This is a genomic window from Sphingomonas sp. Sphisp66, from assembly GCF_047324325.1.
Lineage (GTDB): Bacteria > Pseudomonadota > Alphaproteobacteria > Sphingomonadales > Sphingomonadaceae > Sphingomonas.
The window spans coordinates 2,727,229-2,742,286 of the sequence record NZ_CP168508.1 but is presented as its reverse complement, the minus strand read 5'-3'; the positions used below and the strand labels follow the sequence as shown (position 1 = coordinate 2,742,286).

Annotated in this window: 13 protein-coding genes; 8 read left to right on the top strand and 5 right to left on the bottom strand. The window is 69.4% G+C overall.

The genetic code is table 11. The features are described 5' to 3' along the window. Positions 1 to 133: 133 nt before the first annotated feature. From nagE to ACEN8G_RS12800, 5 genes are read right to left on the bottom strand one after another with little or no spacing between them, the layout of a single operon-like run. Positions 134 to 1,843: an N-acetylglucosamine-specific PTS transporter subunit IIBC gene (gene nagE, locus ACEN8G_RS12820; RefSeq protein WP_413415225.1), complete on the bottom strand. Its 1,710-nt coding sequence runs from the start codon at positions 1,841 to 1,843 to the stop codon at positions 134 to 136. After that, positions 1,840 to 4,374, bottom strand: coding sequence for a phosphoenolpyruvate--protein phosphotransferase (ptsP, locus tag ACEN8G_RS12815; RefSeq protein ID WP_413415242.1), 2,535 nt, complete (start codon positions 4,372 to 4,374; stop codon positions 1,840 to 1,842). Before ptsP ends, nagE begins: the two co-directional genes overlap by 4 nt. Before the next feature lie 32 nt (positions 4,375 to 4,406). Next, a complete protein-coding gene (gene nagA / locus ACEN8G_RS12810; protein ID WP_413415224.1) occupies positions 4,407 to 5,540 on the bottom strand; it encodes an N-acetylglucosamine-6-phosphate deacetylase in 1,134 nt (377 codons plus the stop codon). Then, on the bottom strand, positions 5,537 to 6,580 hold the full coding sequence (locus tag ACEN8G_RS12805; RefSeq protein WP_413415223.1) for an SIS domain-containing protein: 1,044 nt from the start codon (positions 6,578 to 6,580) through the stop codon (positions 5,537 to 5,539). The genes nagA and ACEN8G_RS12805 overlap by 4 nt, the downstream gene beginning before the upstream one ends. Positions 6,581 to 6,620: 40 nt before the next feature. Beyond that, on the bottom strand, positions 6,621 to 7,379 hold the full coding sequence (locus ACEN8G_RS12800) for a copper homeostasis protein CutC (RefSeq protein ID WP_413415222.1): 759 nt from the start codon (positions 7,377 to 7,379) through the stop codon (positions 6,621 to 6,623). Positions 7,380 to 7,493: 114 nt separating this feature from the next. Here ACEN8G_RS12800 and ACEN8G_RS12795 point away from each other — a divergent pair, with 114 nt between their 5' ends. From ACEN8G_RS12795 to ACEN8G_RS12760, 8 genes are all read left to right on the top strand, one after another. Further along, on the top strand, positions 7,494 to 8,000 hold the full coding sequence (locus ACEN8G_RS12795) for a response regulator (RefSeq protein ID WP_413415221.1): 507 nt from the start codon (positions 7,494 to 7,496) through the stop codon (positions 7,998 to 8,000). A 309-nt stretch (positions 8,001 to 8,309) separates the two neighbouring features. Further along, positions 8,310 to 8,969 (top strand): hydrolase, encoded by a 660-nt coding sequence (locus ACEN8G_RS12790; RefSeq protein ID WP_413415220.1) that lies wholly within the window; start codon positions 8,310 to 8,312, stop codon positions 8,967 to 8,969. An 85-nt stretch (positions 8,970 to 9,054) separates the two neighbouring features. After that, positions 9,055 to 9,891 (top strand): alpha/beta fold hydrolase, encoded by an 837-nt coding sequence (locus tag ACEN8G_RS12785; RefSeq protein ID WP_413415219.1) that lies wholly within the window; start codon positions 9,055 to 9,057, stop codon positions 9,889 to 9,891. Between the two features lie 18 nt (positions 9,892 to 9,909). Beyond that, the gene (locus tag ACEN8G_RS12780) at positions 9,910 to 10,107 is read left to right on the top strand and encodes a DUF1427 family protein (protein ID WP_413415218.1); all 198 of its coding nucleotides are present in this window, start codon (positions 9,910 to 9,912) and stop codon (positions 10,105 to 10,107) included. Then, the gene (locus ACEN8G_RS12775) at positions 10,104 to 12,038 is read left to right on the top strand and encodes an amidohydrolase (RefSeq protein ID WP_413415217.1); all 1,935 of its coding nucleotides are present in this window, start codon (positions 10,104 to 10,106) and stop codon (positions 12,036 to 12,038) included. Before ACEN8G_RS12780 ends, ACEN8G_RS12775 begins: the two co-directional genes overlap by 4 nt. A gap of 111 nt (positions 12,039 to 12,149) precedes the next feature. Continuing rightward, positions 12,150 to 13,052, top strand: coding sequence for a glyoxalase (locus tag ACEN8G_RS12770; RefSeq protein ID WP_413415216.1), 903 nt, complete (start codon positions 12,150 to 12,152; stop codon positions 13,050 to 13,052). A gap of 3 nt (positions 13,053 to 13,055) precedes the next feature. Beyond that, positions 13,056 to 13,478, top strand: coding sequence for a DoxX family protein (locus ACEN8G_RS12765; RefSeq protein WP_413415215.1), 423 nt, complete (start codon positions 13,056 to 13,058; stop codon positions 13,476 to 13,478). Positions 13,479 to 13,563: 85 nt separating this feature from the next. Then, positions 13,564 to 14,967 carry an alginate export family protein gene (locus ACEN8G_RS12760; RefSeq protein WP_413415214.1) on the top strand — a complete coding sequence of 468 codons (1,404 nt, stop codon included), beginning with the start codon at positions 13,564 to 13,566 and terminating at the stop codon, positions 14,965 to 14,967. Positions 14,968 to 15,058: the final 91 nt, after the last annotated feature.

Sequence of the window (15,058 nt, the reverse complement as noted above, 5' to 3'; positions counted from 1 at the left end):
AAGAGCGGCCGGGCGGTAGCCTGGCGGCGGGAGCCGAGCAGGTGGAATCCTATTTTGCAAGCAGGTGATGGGCAGAGAAACCCTGGGCCCCGGCTTTCGCCGGGGAACGAAGGGTTCGGGGAACGAAGGGGCTTCAGGCGGTGAGCAGACCCTCGGCGCCATTCGAGGCGAGGAGCAGGTGGACCACGCCCTCCGAGGGATGGGCGACGGTGCGGACGCCGAGCGCCACCAGCGCCGGTTCCGCCGCCTTGACGGGCTCGCACAGCTCGACGCGCAGGCGGTTGCCGAGGAGGCGGGCGCCGAGGACATTGTCGGCGCCGCCCAGCGCGGCCAGCGCGGCCGGAGTGAGCGTCGCCTGTTCGGCGGGCGCTGCGACCGGCGCCGGGGCGAGGGCGGTGCCGCCCAGCGCCAGCGCGTCGCGGATCTCGACCGCGACCGAGTCCGCGATCGGGCCGAGCACGACCTGGAGGGCGTTGGCCGAGGGGCGGATGACGCCGCGGGCGCCGAGCGCCTTGAGCATGGGCTCGTCGACCTGGGCCTGGTCCTTGACCATCAGGCGCAGGCGGGTGGTGCAGGCATCGATACTGGTGATGTTCGCCGCGCCGCCGAGCGCGCGGGCAAAGGCAGGGCCGCGCTCGCCGGCGATGGCGGTCGAGGATGCCGGCACCGCCGCCTCGGGCTCGCGGCCGGGGGTCTGGAGGTCGAAGCGGCGGATGACGAAGGAGAAGATGCCGTAATAGAGCCCGAAATAGACGATGCCGACCGGGATCAGCAGCAGCGGCCGGGTCGCCTTGCCGAAGTTCAGGACATAGTCGAACAGGCCGGCGGAGAAGCCGAAGCCGAGCTTCACGCCGAGCAGGTCCATCACCACCATCGCGATGCCGGTCAGCACCGCGTGCACCGCGAACAGCGCGGGGGCGAGGAACATGAAGCTGAACTCGATCGGCTCGGTGACGCCGGTGAGGGCCGAGGTGAGCGCCAGGCTGAAGAGCATGCCGCCGACAGCCTTGCGGCGCTCGGGCCGCGCGGCGCGGTACATGGCGAGGCAGGCGGCGGGCAGGCCGAACATCATCACCGGGAAGAAGCCGGCCATGAAGGCTCCCGCGCTGGGATCGCCGGCGAAGAAGCGGCGGAGATCGCCATTGGCGCCGTGATAGTCGCCCTGCACGAACCAGAAGACGTTGTTGAAGATGTGGTGGAGGCCGGTGACGAGCAGCAGCCGGTTGATCAGGCCGAACAGGAACAGGCCGATCTCGCCCGCGCCGGTGATGCCATGGCCAAGCCCGTCGATCCCGGCGCTCAGCTGGGCGAAGCACAGGCCGATCAGGCCGGCGATGAGCACGCCGGCAAACCCGCTGACGATCGGCACGAAGCGGCGCCCGCCGAAAAAGGCGAGATATTCGGGCAGCTTGATCGTCGAGAAGCGGTTGTAGAAGATGCCGCCGATCAGGCCGGAGAGGATGCCGATCGGCACGTCGAGCCGGGCGATCGCCTTGGCCTTCCAGGCGGCGGTGGTCAGCTCGAGCAGCGGGCCTTCCATGCCGGCGGTGACGTCCACGGGCACGGTGAGCAGCACCTTGGCGGACTCGGTCGCGACGAGGAAGCAGGTGATGCCGGCAAGCGGCGCGGCGCCGTTGCCGTCCCTGGCATAGCCGGTGGCGACGCCGATCGCGAAGAGCAGGCCGAGATGCGAGAAGAGCGCGTCGCCCGCGGCGCTGATGAAGGCGATGTCCAGCAGGTCGGGCTGGCCGAGGCGGAGCAGCAGGCCGGCGACCGGCAGCACCGCGATCGGCAGCATCAGCGCGCGGCCCAGCGGCTGGAGCAGTTCCAGGATCGACTTCATGCGGTGAACTCCCGGGCAAGAGCGCGGACATCGGCGGCGGTCGCGCAGGCGAGCGCGGCCTGGGCATGGGCACGGACGGCGTCGAGGGTGAGGCCGGAGACCAAAGCCTTGATCTCGGGGACCATTGCAGCGGTGGAGGACAGCTCGGTCACGCCCAGGCCGATCAGGATCGGCACGGCGAGCGGATCGGAAGCGAGGCCGCCGCAGACGCCGGTCCAGCGGCCCTTGCTGGCTGCACCCCGGCAGGTGTCGGCGATCAGGCGCAGCACGGCGGGGTGGAGCCCGTCGATCGCGCTCGCCACGCTCGCATTGCCGCGGTCCATCGCCAGGGCATATTGGGTGAGGTCGTTGGTGCCGACCGAGAGGAAATCGGCCTCGGCGGCGAGCAGATCGGCGGTCACCGCGGCTGCGGGGGTCTCGACCATCACGCCGAGCTCGACCGCTTCTGTGATGCCGAGATCGGCGCGGACCTTGTCGAGCATTTCGCGAACCCGGCGCAGTTCGTCGATCCCGGCGATCATCGGCACCATGATGCGGCACTGGCCGATCGGCTGGACGCGCAGGATCGCGCGGATCTGGTCCTCGAGCAGCTGCGGATGGGCGAGGCCGACACGGATGCCGCGCAGGCCCAGCGCCGGGTTTTCCTCGGCCGGGATCGGCAGATAGGAGGCGGGCTTGTCGCCGCCGATATCGAGCAGGCGGACGATCAGCGGGCGGCCGGCAAGCGTGTCAGCGATCGCCTGGTAATCGGCGGCCTGCTCGTCGATGCTGGGTGCGGTGTCGCGGTCGAGGAACAGGAATTCGGTGCGCAGCAGGCCCGAGCCTTCGGCGCCATTGGCGATGGCCAGCTCGGCATCGGCGCGCGAGCCGAGATTGGCGAAGACTTCGATGCGGGTGCCGTCGGCCATGTGGCAGGGCTGGGCCGCAGCGGCGAGCGCGGCGGCGCGGCGCTCGGTACGTTCGGCCACGGCTTGGTGCGCTTCGGCGAGTGCGGCTGCGTCCGGCGCGACCTGGAGCCGGGCGAGGCCGGCGTCGAGGATCAGCGGGGTTTCCTCGCCGATCTGGCGCAGCACCGGGCCGAGCGAGACGAGCATCGGCAGGCCGAGGCCGGCGGCGAGGATCGCGGCATGCGAGGTCGGGCCGCCGCGCTCGACGCAGAGGCCGACGACCTGCGCCGGATCGAGCGCCGTCACCTGCGACGGGAGCAGATCCTCCGCGAGCAGGATGGTGTTCGGCGGGAAGGCGAGCGGCGCTTCGTCGGTGCCGGCGAGGACCAGCAGGACGCGGCGTTCGAGGTCGCGCAGATCGTCGGCGCGCTCGGCGAGGCGGGCGTCGCCCGAAGCGGTGAGCGCCTCGGCCTGGGGCGCGATCGCGGCGCGCCAGGCCTGGCCGGCGCTGGCGCCGCCCCGGATGGCTTCGGCGGCGTCGGCGAGGATGCCGTCATCGTCGAGCATCGCGCGGTGCGCCTCGGCGATGGCGCGCTGGGCGCCATGGGCATGGCCGATCTCGCTGTCGAGCCGGGCGGAGAGGGTGGTGCGGGCGGCGTCGAGCCGGGCCTGTTCCTCGGCAGCGCCTTTGCTGGCCGTGTCGATCTGCACTTCGGGCAGGCGGAAGCGGCGGGCCTGGCCGACCGCGAGGCCGGGGGCGGCGGTGACGCCGCTGAGCTTGCCGTCGGCGGGGAGGGCGGAGACCTGCGATGCGGCGGCGATGGGGGCTGCGGGCTTGGGGGCGGCGGCATGGCCCTTCTCGCCCATGCCGCTCTCGATCAGCGCGGCAAGCGCAGTGGCGGCCTGCTCGGCATCGGGGCCGGTGGCGGCGATGCGGACCTCGTCGCCGAAGGCAATCGCGAGCGTCAGCAGTCCGACCGGGCTGCGCGCGCTGGCGGTACGGTCCTGCCTGGTCAGGGTGACGTCGGCAGTGAGGCCGGCGAGCAGGTCGCGGATGCGCGCGGCGGGGCGGGCATGGATGCCGTGGACGAGCGGCACGGTGACGATGCGCTCGACCGTCTCGCCGGTGAGCGGCGTGGTGGCGGGCGTATCGGCGGCGAGGCGGGGCTCGAGCGCCAGGATCGCGTCGCCGACCTGGACCGGGCCGTCCGCGCGGGTGCGGACCAGCGCATGGCAGGGCGTCTCGAGCAGCAGCACCGGGGTGACTGCCGAGGGAGCGGCGCAGACGATCGTGTCGAGATCGAAGCGAATCAGCGGATCGCCCGCGGCGACGCGGTCGCCGACCGCCACGCAGGGGGTGAAGCCCTCGCCCTTCAGCGCCACCGTATCGAGGCCGACATGCATCAGGATCTCGACGCCATCGGCGGCGCGGATGGTGATCGCATGGCCGCTCGGCTGGAGCACGGCGACTTCGCCGTCGCACGGGGCGTGCAGGCAATCGCCGGTCGGGTCTATCGCGATGCCGTCCCCCAGCATGCGCTGGGCGAAGACGGGGTCCGGAACCTCGTCGAGACCGGAGAGCCAGCCGGCGAGCGGGGACGCGAGCGTGATCCGCGCCCCGGGCGTGTCGTCGAGCGGCGGCAGCGATTGCGTGGGCAGGGCGTGTCTCCCGAGAGTCAGGCGATGCGGGTGCCGGCGATCCAGGTGCCCGCGGGCTCCAGATCGCGGGTCAGCTGGACCCAGTCGGCGACGAGGCCGGGCGCGAGCGCGCCGCGCTCGTCGCCGAGGCCCAGAAAGGCGGCGGGGCTGGTCGCGGCCATCATGGCGGCGTCGGCATGCGACAGGCCGATCCGGTTGACCGCGTTGCGGAAGGCGCCGGCCATGTCGAGCGCCGAGCCGGCCAGCGTGCCGTCCTCGCCCAGGCAGCGCCCGCCATCGACGAGGATGCGGCGGCCGTGCAGGTCGAACTCAGCGACCTCTGCACCGACGCAGGGCATCGCATCGGTAACGAGCATGAAGCGATCGTGCGGCCGGGCGCGCATCGCGATGCGGACCGGCGCGTCATGGACGTGGAAGCCGTCGAGGATCAGCCCGCAATAGATGCTCTGGTCCTCCAGCGCCGCGCCGACCACGCCGGGCGCGCGGTGGAGCAGGGGGGACATGGCGTTGAACAGGTGGGTGACCCCGGTCATGCCGGCGGCGATGGCGGCCTTGACGACGTCATAGCTCGCATCGCTGTGGCCGATGCTGAGGATCACGCCGGCATCGTGAAGCCGGCGGATGTCTTCCAGCGAGACCATCTCGGGTGCGAGGGTGAGCATCACCTTGCCGCGGCGCGGGCGGGTGAGCAGCGCGAGCAGGTCCGCGTCGAGCAGGCGGAACTTGTCGGCGTCGTGGATGCCCTTGCGGGTGACGCTGATGATCGGGCCTTCGATATGGACGCCGATGCAGCCGGGCACGCCGGCCTCGATCGCGGCCTCGGCGGCATCGAGCGCGCGGGCGATCACCTCGGGCACGTCGCTGATCAGGGTCGGCAGGAAGCCGGTGGTGCCGAAGCGGGCATGCGCCCGGCCGATCGCCGCGATGCCTTCGACATCGGGCGCATCGTTGAACAGCACGCCGGCGCCGCCATTGACCTGGGTATCGATGAAGCCCGGGACGAGCCAGCCGCCGTCGAGGTCGATGGTCTCGTCCGCCGGCGCATCGGGAAGGATCGCGGCGATGCGGCCATCGGCGACCTGGATGGTCGCCTGGTCCAGCACGCCGCCGGGCGTGACGATCTGCCCGTTGGTAAAGGCGTGGGCAGTCATCGCGTCTCGGTCACCTTCTTGAGGTAGAGCGGGCGATCGGGATCGTGGCCGCGCGCGAGCGAGAGCGCATTGGCCATGTGATAGAAGCTCTGGACCATCAGGATCGGCTCGATCGCGGGATGGTCGGTGAGCGCGGGCAGGCTGCCGTTCCCCTTGGCGTCGGCAACGCAGGGCCGGGCACCGCGCTCGGCGAACTCGGCGGCGGCTTCGCGGACGCTGTCGCCGGCTGGGTCCGAGGTGGCGAAGGCGAGGATCGGGAAACCCTGGCCGACGATCGCCATCGGGCCGTGGCGGACCTCGGCGGCGCTGAACGCCTCGGCATGGAGCCCGCAGGTCTCCTTGAACTTGAGCGCGGCTTCCTGGGCGATGCCGAAGCTGTAGCCGCGGCCGATCACGAACAGATTGGTCGCGTCGCGCAGCGCGGTGACGGCGTCGCTCCAGTCGAGCGTGCGCGCGGCCTCGAGCTGCTCGGGCAGGCGGGTGAGGGCGGCGGCGAGGGCATCGTCGCGCGCCCATTCGGCGACCAGCGCGACGAAGGCGGCGAGCGCGGTGATATAGGATTTGGTCGCGGCGACCGAGCGCTCGGGGCCGGCCTTGAGGCCGATCAGCGTGTCGGCGAGCAGGGCGAGCGGCGAGCTCTCGTCATTGACGAAGGCGACGACGTGCGCGCCGGCTTCCTGGTGCGCGCGGACGGTGGCGAGCAGATCGGGGCTGCGGCCGCTCTGCGAGATGGCGATGCACAGCGCCGAGCCGGGGGCGACCGGCGCGGCGAACACCGACGCCACCGACGGGGCGGCGGAGGCGACGGGGATGCCGATGAAGGTCTCGATCAGGTACTTGCCATAGCTCGCGGCATGGTCCGACGAGCCGCGGGCGCAGGTGACGATGCGCGCGGGCGGGTTGGCGCGGAGCCGCGTCGCCAGCGCCGTGAGGGCAGGCTCGTTCGCATCGACCAGACGGCGCACCGCCTCCGCGGCTTCCGCCGCCTCGGTCTCCATGAGCGTGGCGGTCACCCCCGCCTGCTGCTCGTCAGCCCCCATCTGTACACCCCGTGTTACTATCGAAGCGGACGGGAATAAGTCATATATTGGTACTGTTCAAGGTTCTATGCTCGTCGAGAATGCGCCGCATTGTGGATACTTTTGCGGGGTCGGTCTGGAGGCTTGGGCCGGTCTGGAAGCCGAAGCGCTGCTCGGCCTCGCCGGGGGTGCCGGAAGGGCTGCGGCACGAGGCATGGACCTCGGGCACGCCGGTGGCGAGGATCGCGGGCAGGTTGGCCGCGTCGATGCCGCTGCCGGCGAGGATCAGGATGCGGCCCTCGGCGCGGCGGACCAGCGCGGCGAGCATGTCGAGCGCGTCGGCGGCGCGGGGCTGGCCGCCGGAGGTGAGGATCCGGTCGAAGCCGAGCGCGATCGCGGTGTCGAGCGCCTCGAGCGGATCGGGGCAGAGATCGAAGGCGCGGTGGAGGGTGAGCGACAGCGGCTGGCCGGCTTTGGCGCCCTCGGCCCGGGCATGCGCGACCCAGGCGGCGAGGAGGCCCGCATCGAGCTTTCCGGCCGCGTCGCTCGCGCCGATCACCACGCCGGCAAGGCCCGCCTCGGCGGCGAGGCCGATGTCGTCGGCGACCATTGCGGCCTCATCCGGGCTGTAGCGGAAGTCGCCGTCGCGGGGCCGGGAAAGGAGATGGGCGGGGATCGGCGCGGCGGCGGCGCGCACGACCAGCGAGCGCGGTGGGGTGAGCCCGCCGACCGACAGCGCGGCGCAGAGTTCGAGCCGGTCGGCACCGCCGGCGATGGCGGCGTCGATCCCGGCAAGCGTGTCGATGCAGATTTCGAGCATTGGGGCTCCAGGTCAGGGGTCGGGCAGCGTCATAGCCGCGGCTTGGGCGGATGCCCAAGGGGTTGCGGGAATCCTGGGCCCGCTAAGGGCAAATGCGCTACGCGCAATCTCGGGATGGTGGCGCAGACCAGGCCATGGTCTTGGTTCCAACTGGAGGCCTGGATGCTCGATACGCGCTGCGCTCGTTTTCTGGTTGTCGATGATTCGCGCATGATGCGCCGGATCGTGGCGAGCATGATCCACGACTTCGGCGTGGGGCATGTCGACCAGGCTTGCGACGGCACCGAAGCGCTGGGCCTGCTCCGGCGGCAACATTACGACCTCGTCATCTCCGACTGGTGGATGGAGCCGATCAGCGGCTTCGAGCTCCTGCTCGCGGTGCGGATGCATCCGGCGCTGGCGAAGATCCCGTTCCTGATGATCACCGCCGAACGCGACTTTGGCGAAGTGCTCAACGCCAAGAGCGCGGGCGCCACCGACTATCTGCTGAAGCCGTTCACCGCCGAGACGCTCAACCGGAAACTCGGCCGCTTCGTGTCGATCGATGCCGACGAACTGATCGCGCAGGTCGCCCAGGCGCGCCGTGCCGGGGTGAACCAGGACGTGGACGAGATGTTCTGAGCGCCTGAAGCGCCTGCGCTTCGTGCCCATGCGGGTTTAATCCAGCCAGCTCCGCCCACTGCGCCGCGCTTCACGGCCGCGGCACCGGCGGCGCGCGCGATCGGATACCCTCCTGCCTTCCCTCTTATCGGCAGCGCGCGATCACTCGGTTGAGAGTGCGGGGCGACCCGCACGGGTGTCGATGTCTTTTCGATTTAATGGAACAATTGGAACGATCTTATCCGGCTGCATCGCAGTTCTTCGGCCGCCTAGACCCTGTGCATCCGGAAACGATCCGGGCCGCCGAACCACCAAAAGAGGGAAACCACCATGACCGCCACCGCCACCCCGACCCCGGGCAAGACGCTGCTTTCGCCGACCGATCACGCGCTGGTGCTGATCGATTTCCAGTCGCAGATGGCCTTCGCCACCAAGTCGATCGCCCCGGAGCTTCTCCGCAACAACGCCGCGCTGGTCGCCAATGCCGCCGCCGGCTTCAACGTCCCCACCATCCTCACCACCGTCGCCGAGAAGAGCTTCTCGGGCCCGATGTTCAGCGAAGTCACCGATCCCTTCCCGGGCCAGAAGCTGCTCGACCGCACCTCGATGAACACCTGGGAAGACGCCGCGGTGATCGAAGAGGTCAACCGCATCGGCAAGCAGCGGCTGGTGTTCGCCGGCCTGTGGACCTCGGTCTGCATCGTCGGCCCGGTGCTCTCGGCGATTGACCAGGGCTTCGAGGCCTATGTCATCACTGACGCGAGCGGCGACATCTCGGAGGAAGCGCATGAGCGCGCCGTCGCCCGGATGATCCAGGCGGGCGCCAAGCCGATCACGTCGCTCCAGTACCTGCTCGAGCTGCAGCGCGACTGGGCGCGGACCGGGACCTACGACATGACCACAGGCGTCGCCCGCAAGTGGGGCGGTGCGTACGGCATCGGCATCACCTACGCCAAGACCATGTTCGGCGCCTCCGAAGGCGGTCACTGATCCCCGCGCGGCCGGGTCGTGCCCCCTTGGCCCGGCCGCACCCTCCAAGCCTTTCCCACCTTCCCGAAATCCCAAGGACATTCCCATGAGCACCATCACCACCCAGGACGGCACCGAGATCTTCTTCAAGGACTGGGGACCCAAGGACGCCCAGCCGATCATGTTCCATCACGGCTGGCCGCTGTCGTCGGACGACTGGGACGCGCAGATGCTGTTCTTCCTGTCCAAGGGCTACCGTGTCGTGGCGCATGACCGCCGTGGCCATGGCCGCTCGGCCCAGGTCCCGACCGGGCACGACATGGCGCATTATGCCGCCGATGCCGCCGCGGTCGCCGAGCATCTCGACCTGCGTAATGCGATCCATATCGGCCACTCGACCGGCGGCGGCGAAGTCGCGGCCTATGTCGCCCGGCACGGCCAGCCCCAGGGCCGTGTCGCCAAGGCCGTGCTGGTCAGCGCCGTCCCGCCGATCATGCTCAAGACCGAAGCCTATCCGAACGGCCTGCCGATCGAGGTGTTCGACGGCCTGCGCAGCGCGCTGGCGGCGAACCGCGCCCAGTTCTTCCGCGATCTGCCCGCCGGCCCGTTCTACGGCTTCAACCGCCCCGGCGTGGCGACGATCGAAGGCACGGTCGATAATTGGTGGCGCCAGGGCATGATGGGCAGCGCACTTGCCCATTATGAAGGCATCAAGGCCTTTTCCGAGACCGACCAGACCGACGACCTCAAGGCGATCACCGTGCCCACGCTCGTGCTGCACGGCGAGGACGACCAGATCGTACCCTACAAGAATGCCGGCGTGCTCCAGGCCGAGATCCTGCCGAACGCCACGCTGAAGACCTATCCGGGCTTTTCACACGGCATGCTGACGGTCAATGCCGACGTGCTGAATACCGACATCCTCGCGTTCATCCGCGGCTGATCGAAGGGAGCGGACATCATGAAGCCCTATCTCCTTTCGCTGGGTGCCGGTTTGCTGGTCGGCGTGGTCTACAGCCTGCTTGGTGTCCGTTCCCCCGCACCGCCGATGATCGCCCTGCTCGGGCTCGCCGGCATCCTCGCCGGCGAGCAGATCGTCCCGCTGGCCAGGAAAGTGACGGCGATGGTCGCCGTCACCCGGCCGGTCGAACGGCCATGACCCCGATCACCCGCCGCCAGGCGCTCGCCGGCGCCGCCACCACTGCCCTGCTTACCGCCACCGAAAGCTTCGCCATGACCGCCCCGCAAGACCTGATCCTCGTCAACGCCAAGGTGACCACGCTCGATCGCGAGAACCCGGTCGCCGATGCGGTCGCCATCCGCGACGGCAAGTTCCTCGCGGTCGGCACCGAGGGTGAGGTCCGCGCCGCCGCCGCGCCGAACGCCCAGGTGATCGACGCCAGGGGCCGCCGCCTGATCCCCGGCCTGATCGACAGCCACATCCACGTCATCCGCGGCGGGCTGAACTACAACATGGAGCTGCGCTGGGAAGGCGTGCCGACGCTGGCCGATGCGATGGCGATGCTCAGGAAGCAGGCCGAGAACACCCCGCCGCCGCAATGGGTGCGCGTGGTCGGCGGCTTCACCGAGCATCAGTTCGCCGAGAAGCGCCTGCCGACGCTCGACGAGATCAACGCCGCGGCACCGGACACCCCGGTCTTCATCCTCCACCTCTATGATCGCGCTTTGCTCAACGCCGCGGCACTGCGGGCGGTGGGCTATGACAGGAACACGCCGAACCCGGCGGGCGGCGAGATCCTGCGCGACGCGCAGGGCAACCCCACCGGCCTTCTGCTTGCCCAGCCCAACGCGACGATCCTCTACGCCACGCTCGCCAAGGGGCCGAAGCTTCCGCCCGAATACCAACTCAACTCGACCAAGCACTTCATGCGCGAGCTCAATTCGCTCGGCGTCACCAGCGTGATCGACGCGGGCGGCGGGTCGCAGAATTATCCCGATGATTACGAAATCGTCGAGAAGCTCCACAAGGACGGCGAGCTGACGCTGCGCATCGCCTACAACCTGTTCACCCAGAAGCCGAAGGAAGAGCTGAAGGACTTTGCCACCTGGTCGACCCAGATCAAGCCCGGCGACGGCGACGACAGCTATCGCCACAATGGCGCGGGCGAGATGCTGGTCTATTCGGCGGCGGACTTCGAGGATTTCCGCGTCGCCCGGCCGGACATGCCGCCGCAGATGGAAGGCGATCTCGAACCCGTCATCCGCCTGCTCGCCGAGCGCCGCTGGCCATGGCGGATGCACGCCACCTATGACCAGACGATCAGCCGCGCCCTCGATGTGTTCGAGAAGGTCAATCGCGACATCCCATTGAAGGGCCTCAACTGGTTCTTCGACCATGCCGAGACGATCAGCGAGCGCAATATCGATCGGATCGCGGCACTGGGTGGCGGCATCGCCGTGCAGCACCGCATGGCCTTCCAGGGCGAGTATTTCGTCGAGCGCTACGGTGCCAAGGCGGCCGAGGCAACGCCGCCGATCCGCCGCATGCTCGATGCCGGCGTGCCGGTGGGGGCGGGGACCGACGCCACCCGTGTCGCCAGCTACAATCCCTGGGTGTCGCTGAGCTGGCTGGTAACCTCGAAGACCGTCGGTGGCATGACGCTCTATCCGGTGCGCAACCGGCTCGACCGCGAGACCGCGCTGCGCCTGTGGACCGAGCGGAACACCTGGTTCTCGAACGAGGTGGGCAAGAAGGGGCAGATCAAGGCCGGCCAGCTCGCCGACCTGGCGCTGCTCTCGGACGACTATTTCCACGTCGCCGAAGACGAGATCGCCCATCTCCGCTCGGTGCTCACCGTGCTCGGCGGCAAGGTGGTTTACGGCGAGGGCGACTTCGCGCCGCTCGGCCCCAAGGCACCCAAGGCGATGCCCGACTGGTCGCCGGTCGCGACCTTTGGCGGCCATTATCGCCGCGACGAGACCAGCAAGAAGCTCGCCGCCGCCTGTGCCTGCCATTCGGCCTGCACCGTCCACGGCCATGACCATGCCGCCGCGCTCGGCGCCAAGGTGCCCGCCGCCGACGTCCAGAGCTTCTGGGGCGCGCTCGGTTGCGGATGCTGGGCGGTCTGATCGTTCCAGAATGTCGAACGGTTCGAATGATTTTATTCGGATCGTTCGGCGTCCGGGGGCGACTTAAACCCCTCGGCAGAGGCAGTGCACCTTCCCATCGGAGTAGTTGAAATGAACCGCCACACCCTCCTGATCGCCACCGCGCTGGTCGCGCTTTCCCCGGCCGCTTCCTTCGCCCAGCAGGGGCCCAAGCCGAGCGCCGATCACGCGATCGGCCCCGAATATGACTCGACCCATGTCTATGTCGCGCCCGAGGATTTCGATCGCTTCGTCTCGAGCGTGACCGCCACCTTTGGCGGCACCGCCAGCAAGAAGGGCGTGTTCCAGGTCACCCCGACCACGAGCCAGACCAACTCGCAGCTCGTCCTCACGCCAGTCGGTATCCTCTCGGTGTTCGGCTTCGTCACCCCGGTGCCCTATCCGTTCGGGGCCGAGCGCACCGGCTATCTCGTCGACGATATCGACGCTGCGGTCACTTCCGCGGTGAGCCACGGCGCGAGCCGACTGCTCACCACCTTTCCCGATCCGATCGGCCGCGACGTCGTCGTGCAATGGCCGGGCGGCGTGAACATGCAGCTCTACTGGCACACCACCAAGCCGCATTACGCTCCGCTGGCGAGCGTGCCGGAGAACCGCGTCTACCTGACCGCGGATTCGGCCAATGCCTTCCTCAAGAGCTGGACCGGCTACGCCCATGCCAAGGTTGTCTCGGACGACAAGGCCGCGCCGGGCGTGGAGATCGGCCAGCCGGGCAAGACCTATCGCCGTGTCCGCCTGAGCTCGGGCTATGGCAAGATGACGGTGCTGGTCTCGGACGGGCAACTGCCCTGGCCCTATGGCCGCGAACTGACCGGCTATGAGGTGTCGAGCCTCACCGTGACACTCGACAAGGCCAAGGCGGCGGGCGTCGAGACTTTGGTGGCGGCGCACCGCGAAGGCGACCGCGACGCCGCGATCGTCCGCTTCCCCGGCGGCTATATCGCCGAGATCCACGCACCCGTGGCGAAGAACTGAGCGATGAACACGCCCGGCTTCGTCACCGCCATACTCGATTGGCGCCCGACCTGGTTCCTCGTCCGGCTCGCGCTGAGCGGCGCCTATCTGCTCGGCGGAGTGGTCAAGCTGACCGACTGGCACGGCGCGGTCGCCGAACAGGCGCATTTCGGCATGCAGCCGGCCGCGCTCTGGGCGGCGCTGACCATCGCGGTCGAGCTGGTCGGCCCCGCGCTGATCCTGAGCGGCCGGCTGGTCTGGCTGGGGGCCGGGATGCTGGGCGTGTTCACCTTCCTCGCCGCGATCACCGCCAATGCCTTCTGGGCGATGGCCCCGGGCAGCGCCGAGCGCTTCGGCGCGACCAATGCGTTCTTCGAGCATCTCGGCCTGATCGGCGGCTTCGTGCTGGTGGCGCTGGTGGCGGAGCGGGAGCGGCGGCGTGGGTAGGTATCTCCCAATCCTCTCCCGGAGGGAGAGGGGGACCGCCGCCGAAGGCGGTGGTGGAGAGGGAATGCCGCAGGCGATATTGCCCGTGGCAGACCCCCTCCACCAGCTTCGCTGGTCCCCCTCCCCCTACGGGGGAGGATTATTCAAATACGCCGTTGCCCTCTTCCTCCTCACCACCCCAGCCGCCGCCCAGCAGCGCGAAGCGTGGCAAGCCCCAACCCTAAGCATCACCCGCTACGACGAAGACTGGTCCGACCTCGCCGACGCCAAGAAGCGCGCGCATCACTGGACCGGCCCGCTCAAATATATCCCGCTCGGCGACGAGGCCTGGCTTTCCACCGGCATCGAGCTGCGCGCGCGCAGCGAGAATTACCGCGACAATCTCTGGGGCGGGGCGGATGCGCCCGACGATTCCTATCTCTGGCTGCGCGCTTTGCCCTATGCCGATCTCCATGTCGGCCGGGTGCGCGCCTTCGTCCAGCCGATCGCGGCCTGGGCGGTCGGCGTCGCGCCGGCGGCGGGGCCGGTCGATCAGACGCGGGTCGATCTGCTCCAGGGATTTGGCGAAGTCGATCTCGGCCCGGTGACCTTGCGCGCCGGGCGGCAGATGCTGTCGCTCGGCACCGAGCGGCTGGTCGGCACGCGCTATGGCCCCAATGTCCCGCTCGCCTTTGACGGGGCGCGGGCCGATGTGAAGCTCGGCAAGGCCAAGCTGAGCCTGCTCGCCGTCCGCCCGGTCCAGCCGCGGCCGGGGACGTTCGACGACCGGACTTCGGACAGCAAGTCGCTCTGGGGCGCCTATGGCGTGCTGCCGGGGATCGACCTCTATTATCTCGGCTATCGCAACGATCTGGCGCGCTTCGGCGGGGTGGGCGCGCGCGAGGAGCGCCACAGCTTCGGGCTGCGCGTCTTCGGCACGCGCGACAACTGGCACTGGAATGTCGAGGGCGTCGCCCAGTTCGGCCGCTTCGGGCGCGACCGGATCACTGCCTGGACGCTCGGCACCGAAGTCGGCCACAGCTTCCCCGATGCGCCGCTGGCGCCCGATGCGACGCTGCGCTTCAATATCGTCAGCGGCGACGGCAAGCCGGGCAATGGCACGCTCGGCACCTTCAACGCGCTCTTCCCCAAGGGGAAATATTTCGGCGAGCTCTCCCCGGTCGGGCCGACCAACATCGTCAGCCTCAATCCCCGGGTCAGCGCGACGCTGGCGAGGAGCGTGTCCGCCAGCCTCGCCGCCATGGCCTATTGGCGCTACAGCCGCGCCGACGGGGTCTATGACATTCCCGGCAATCTGATCCGCGCGCCGGGGGACAGCCGCGCGCGCTTCATCGGCAAGGAAGCCGAGGCGACGATCGCCTGGCAGGCGACCGCCGAGCTCGAACTCTCCGCCTCGCTTTCTGCCTTCGCCCCGGGCGCCTTCATCCGCGAGACCGGCCCGGCGAAGACGATCGGCATGGCGGGGCTGGAGGCCAATTTCCGCTTCTGACTTTCCAACTATCTCGAACGATAGGGCTGATTTTATTCGGATGTTTGCGAGATCGGACGGCGGTTAGGACCTAATTGCTCCCCGGCGAAAG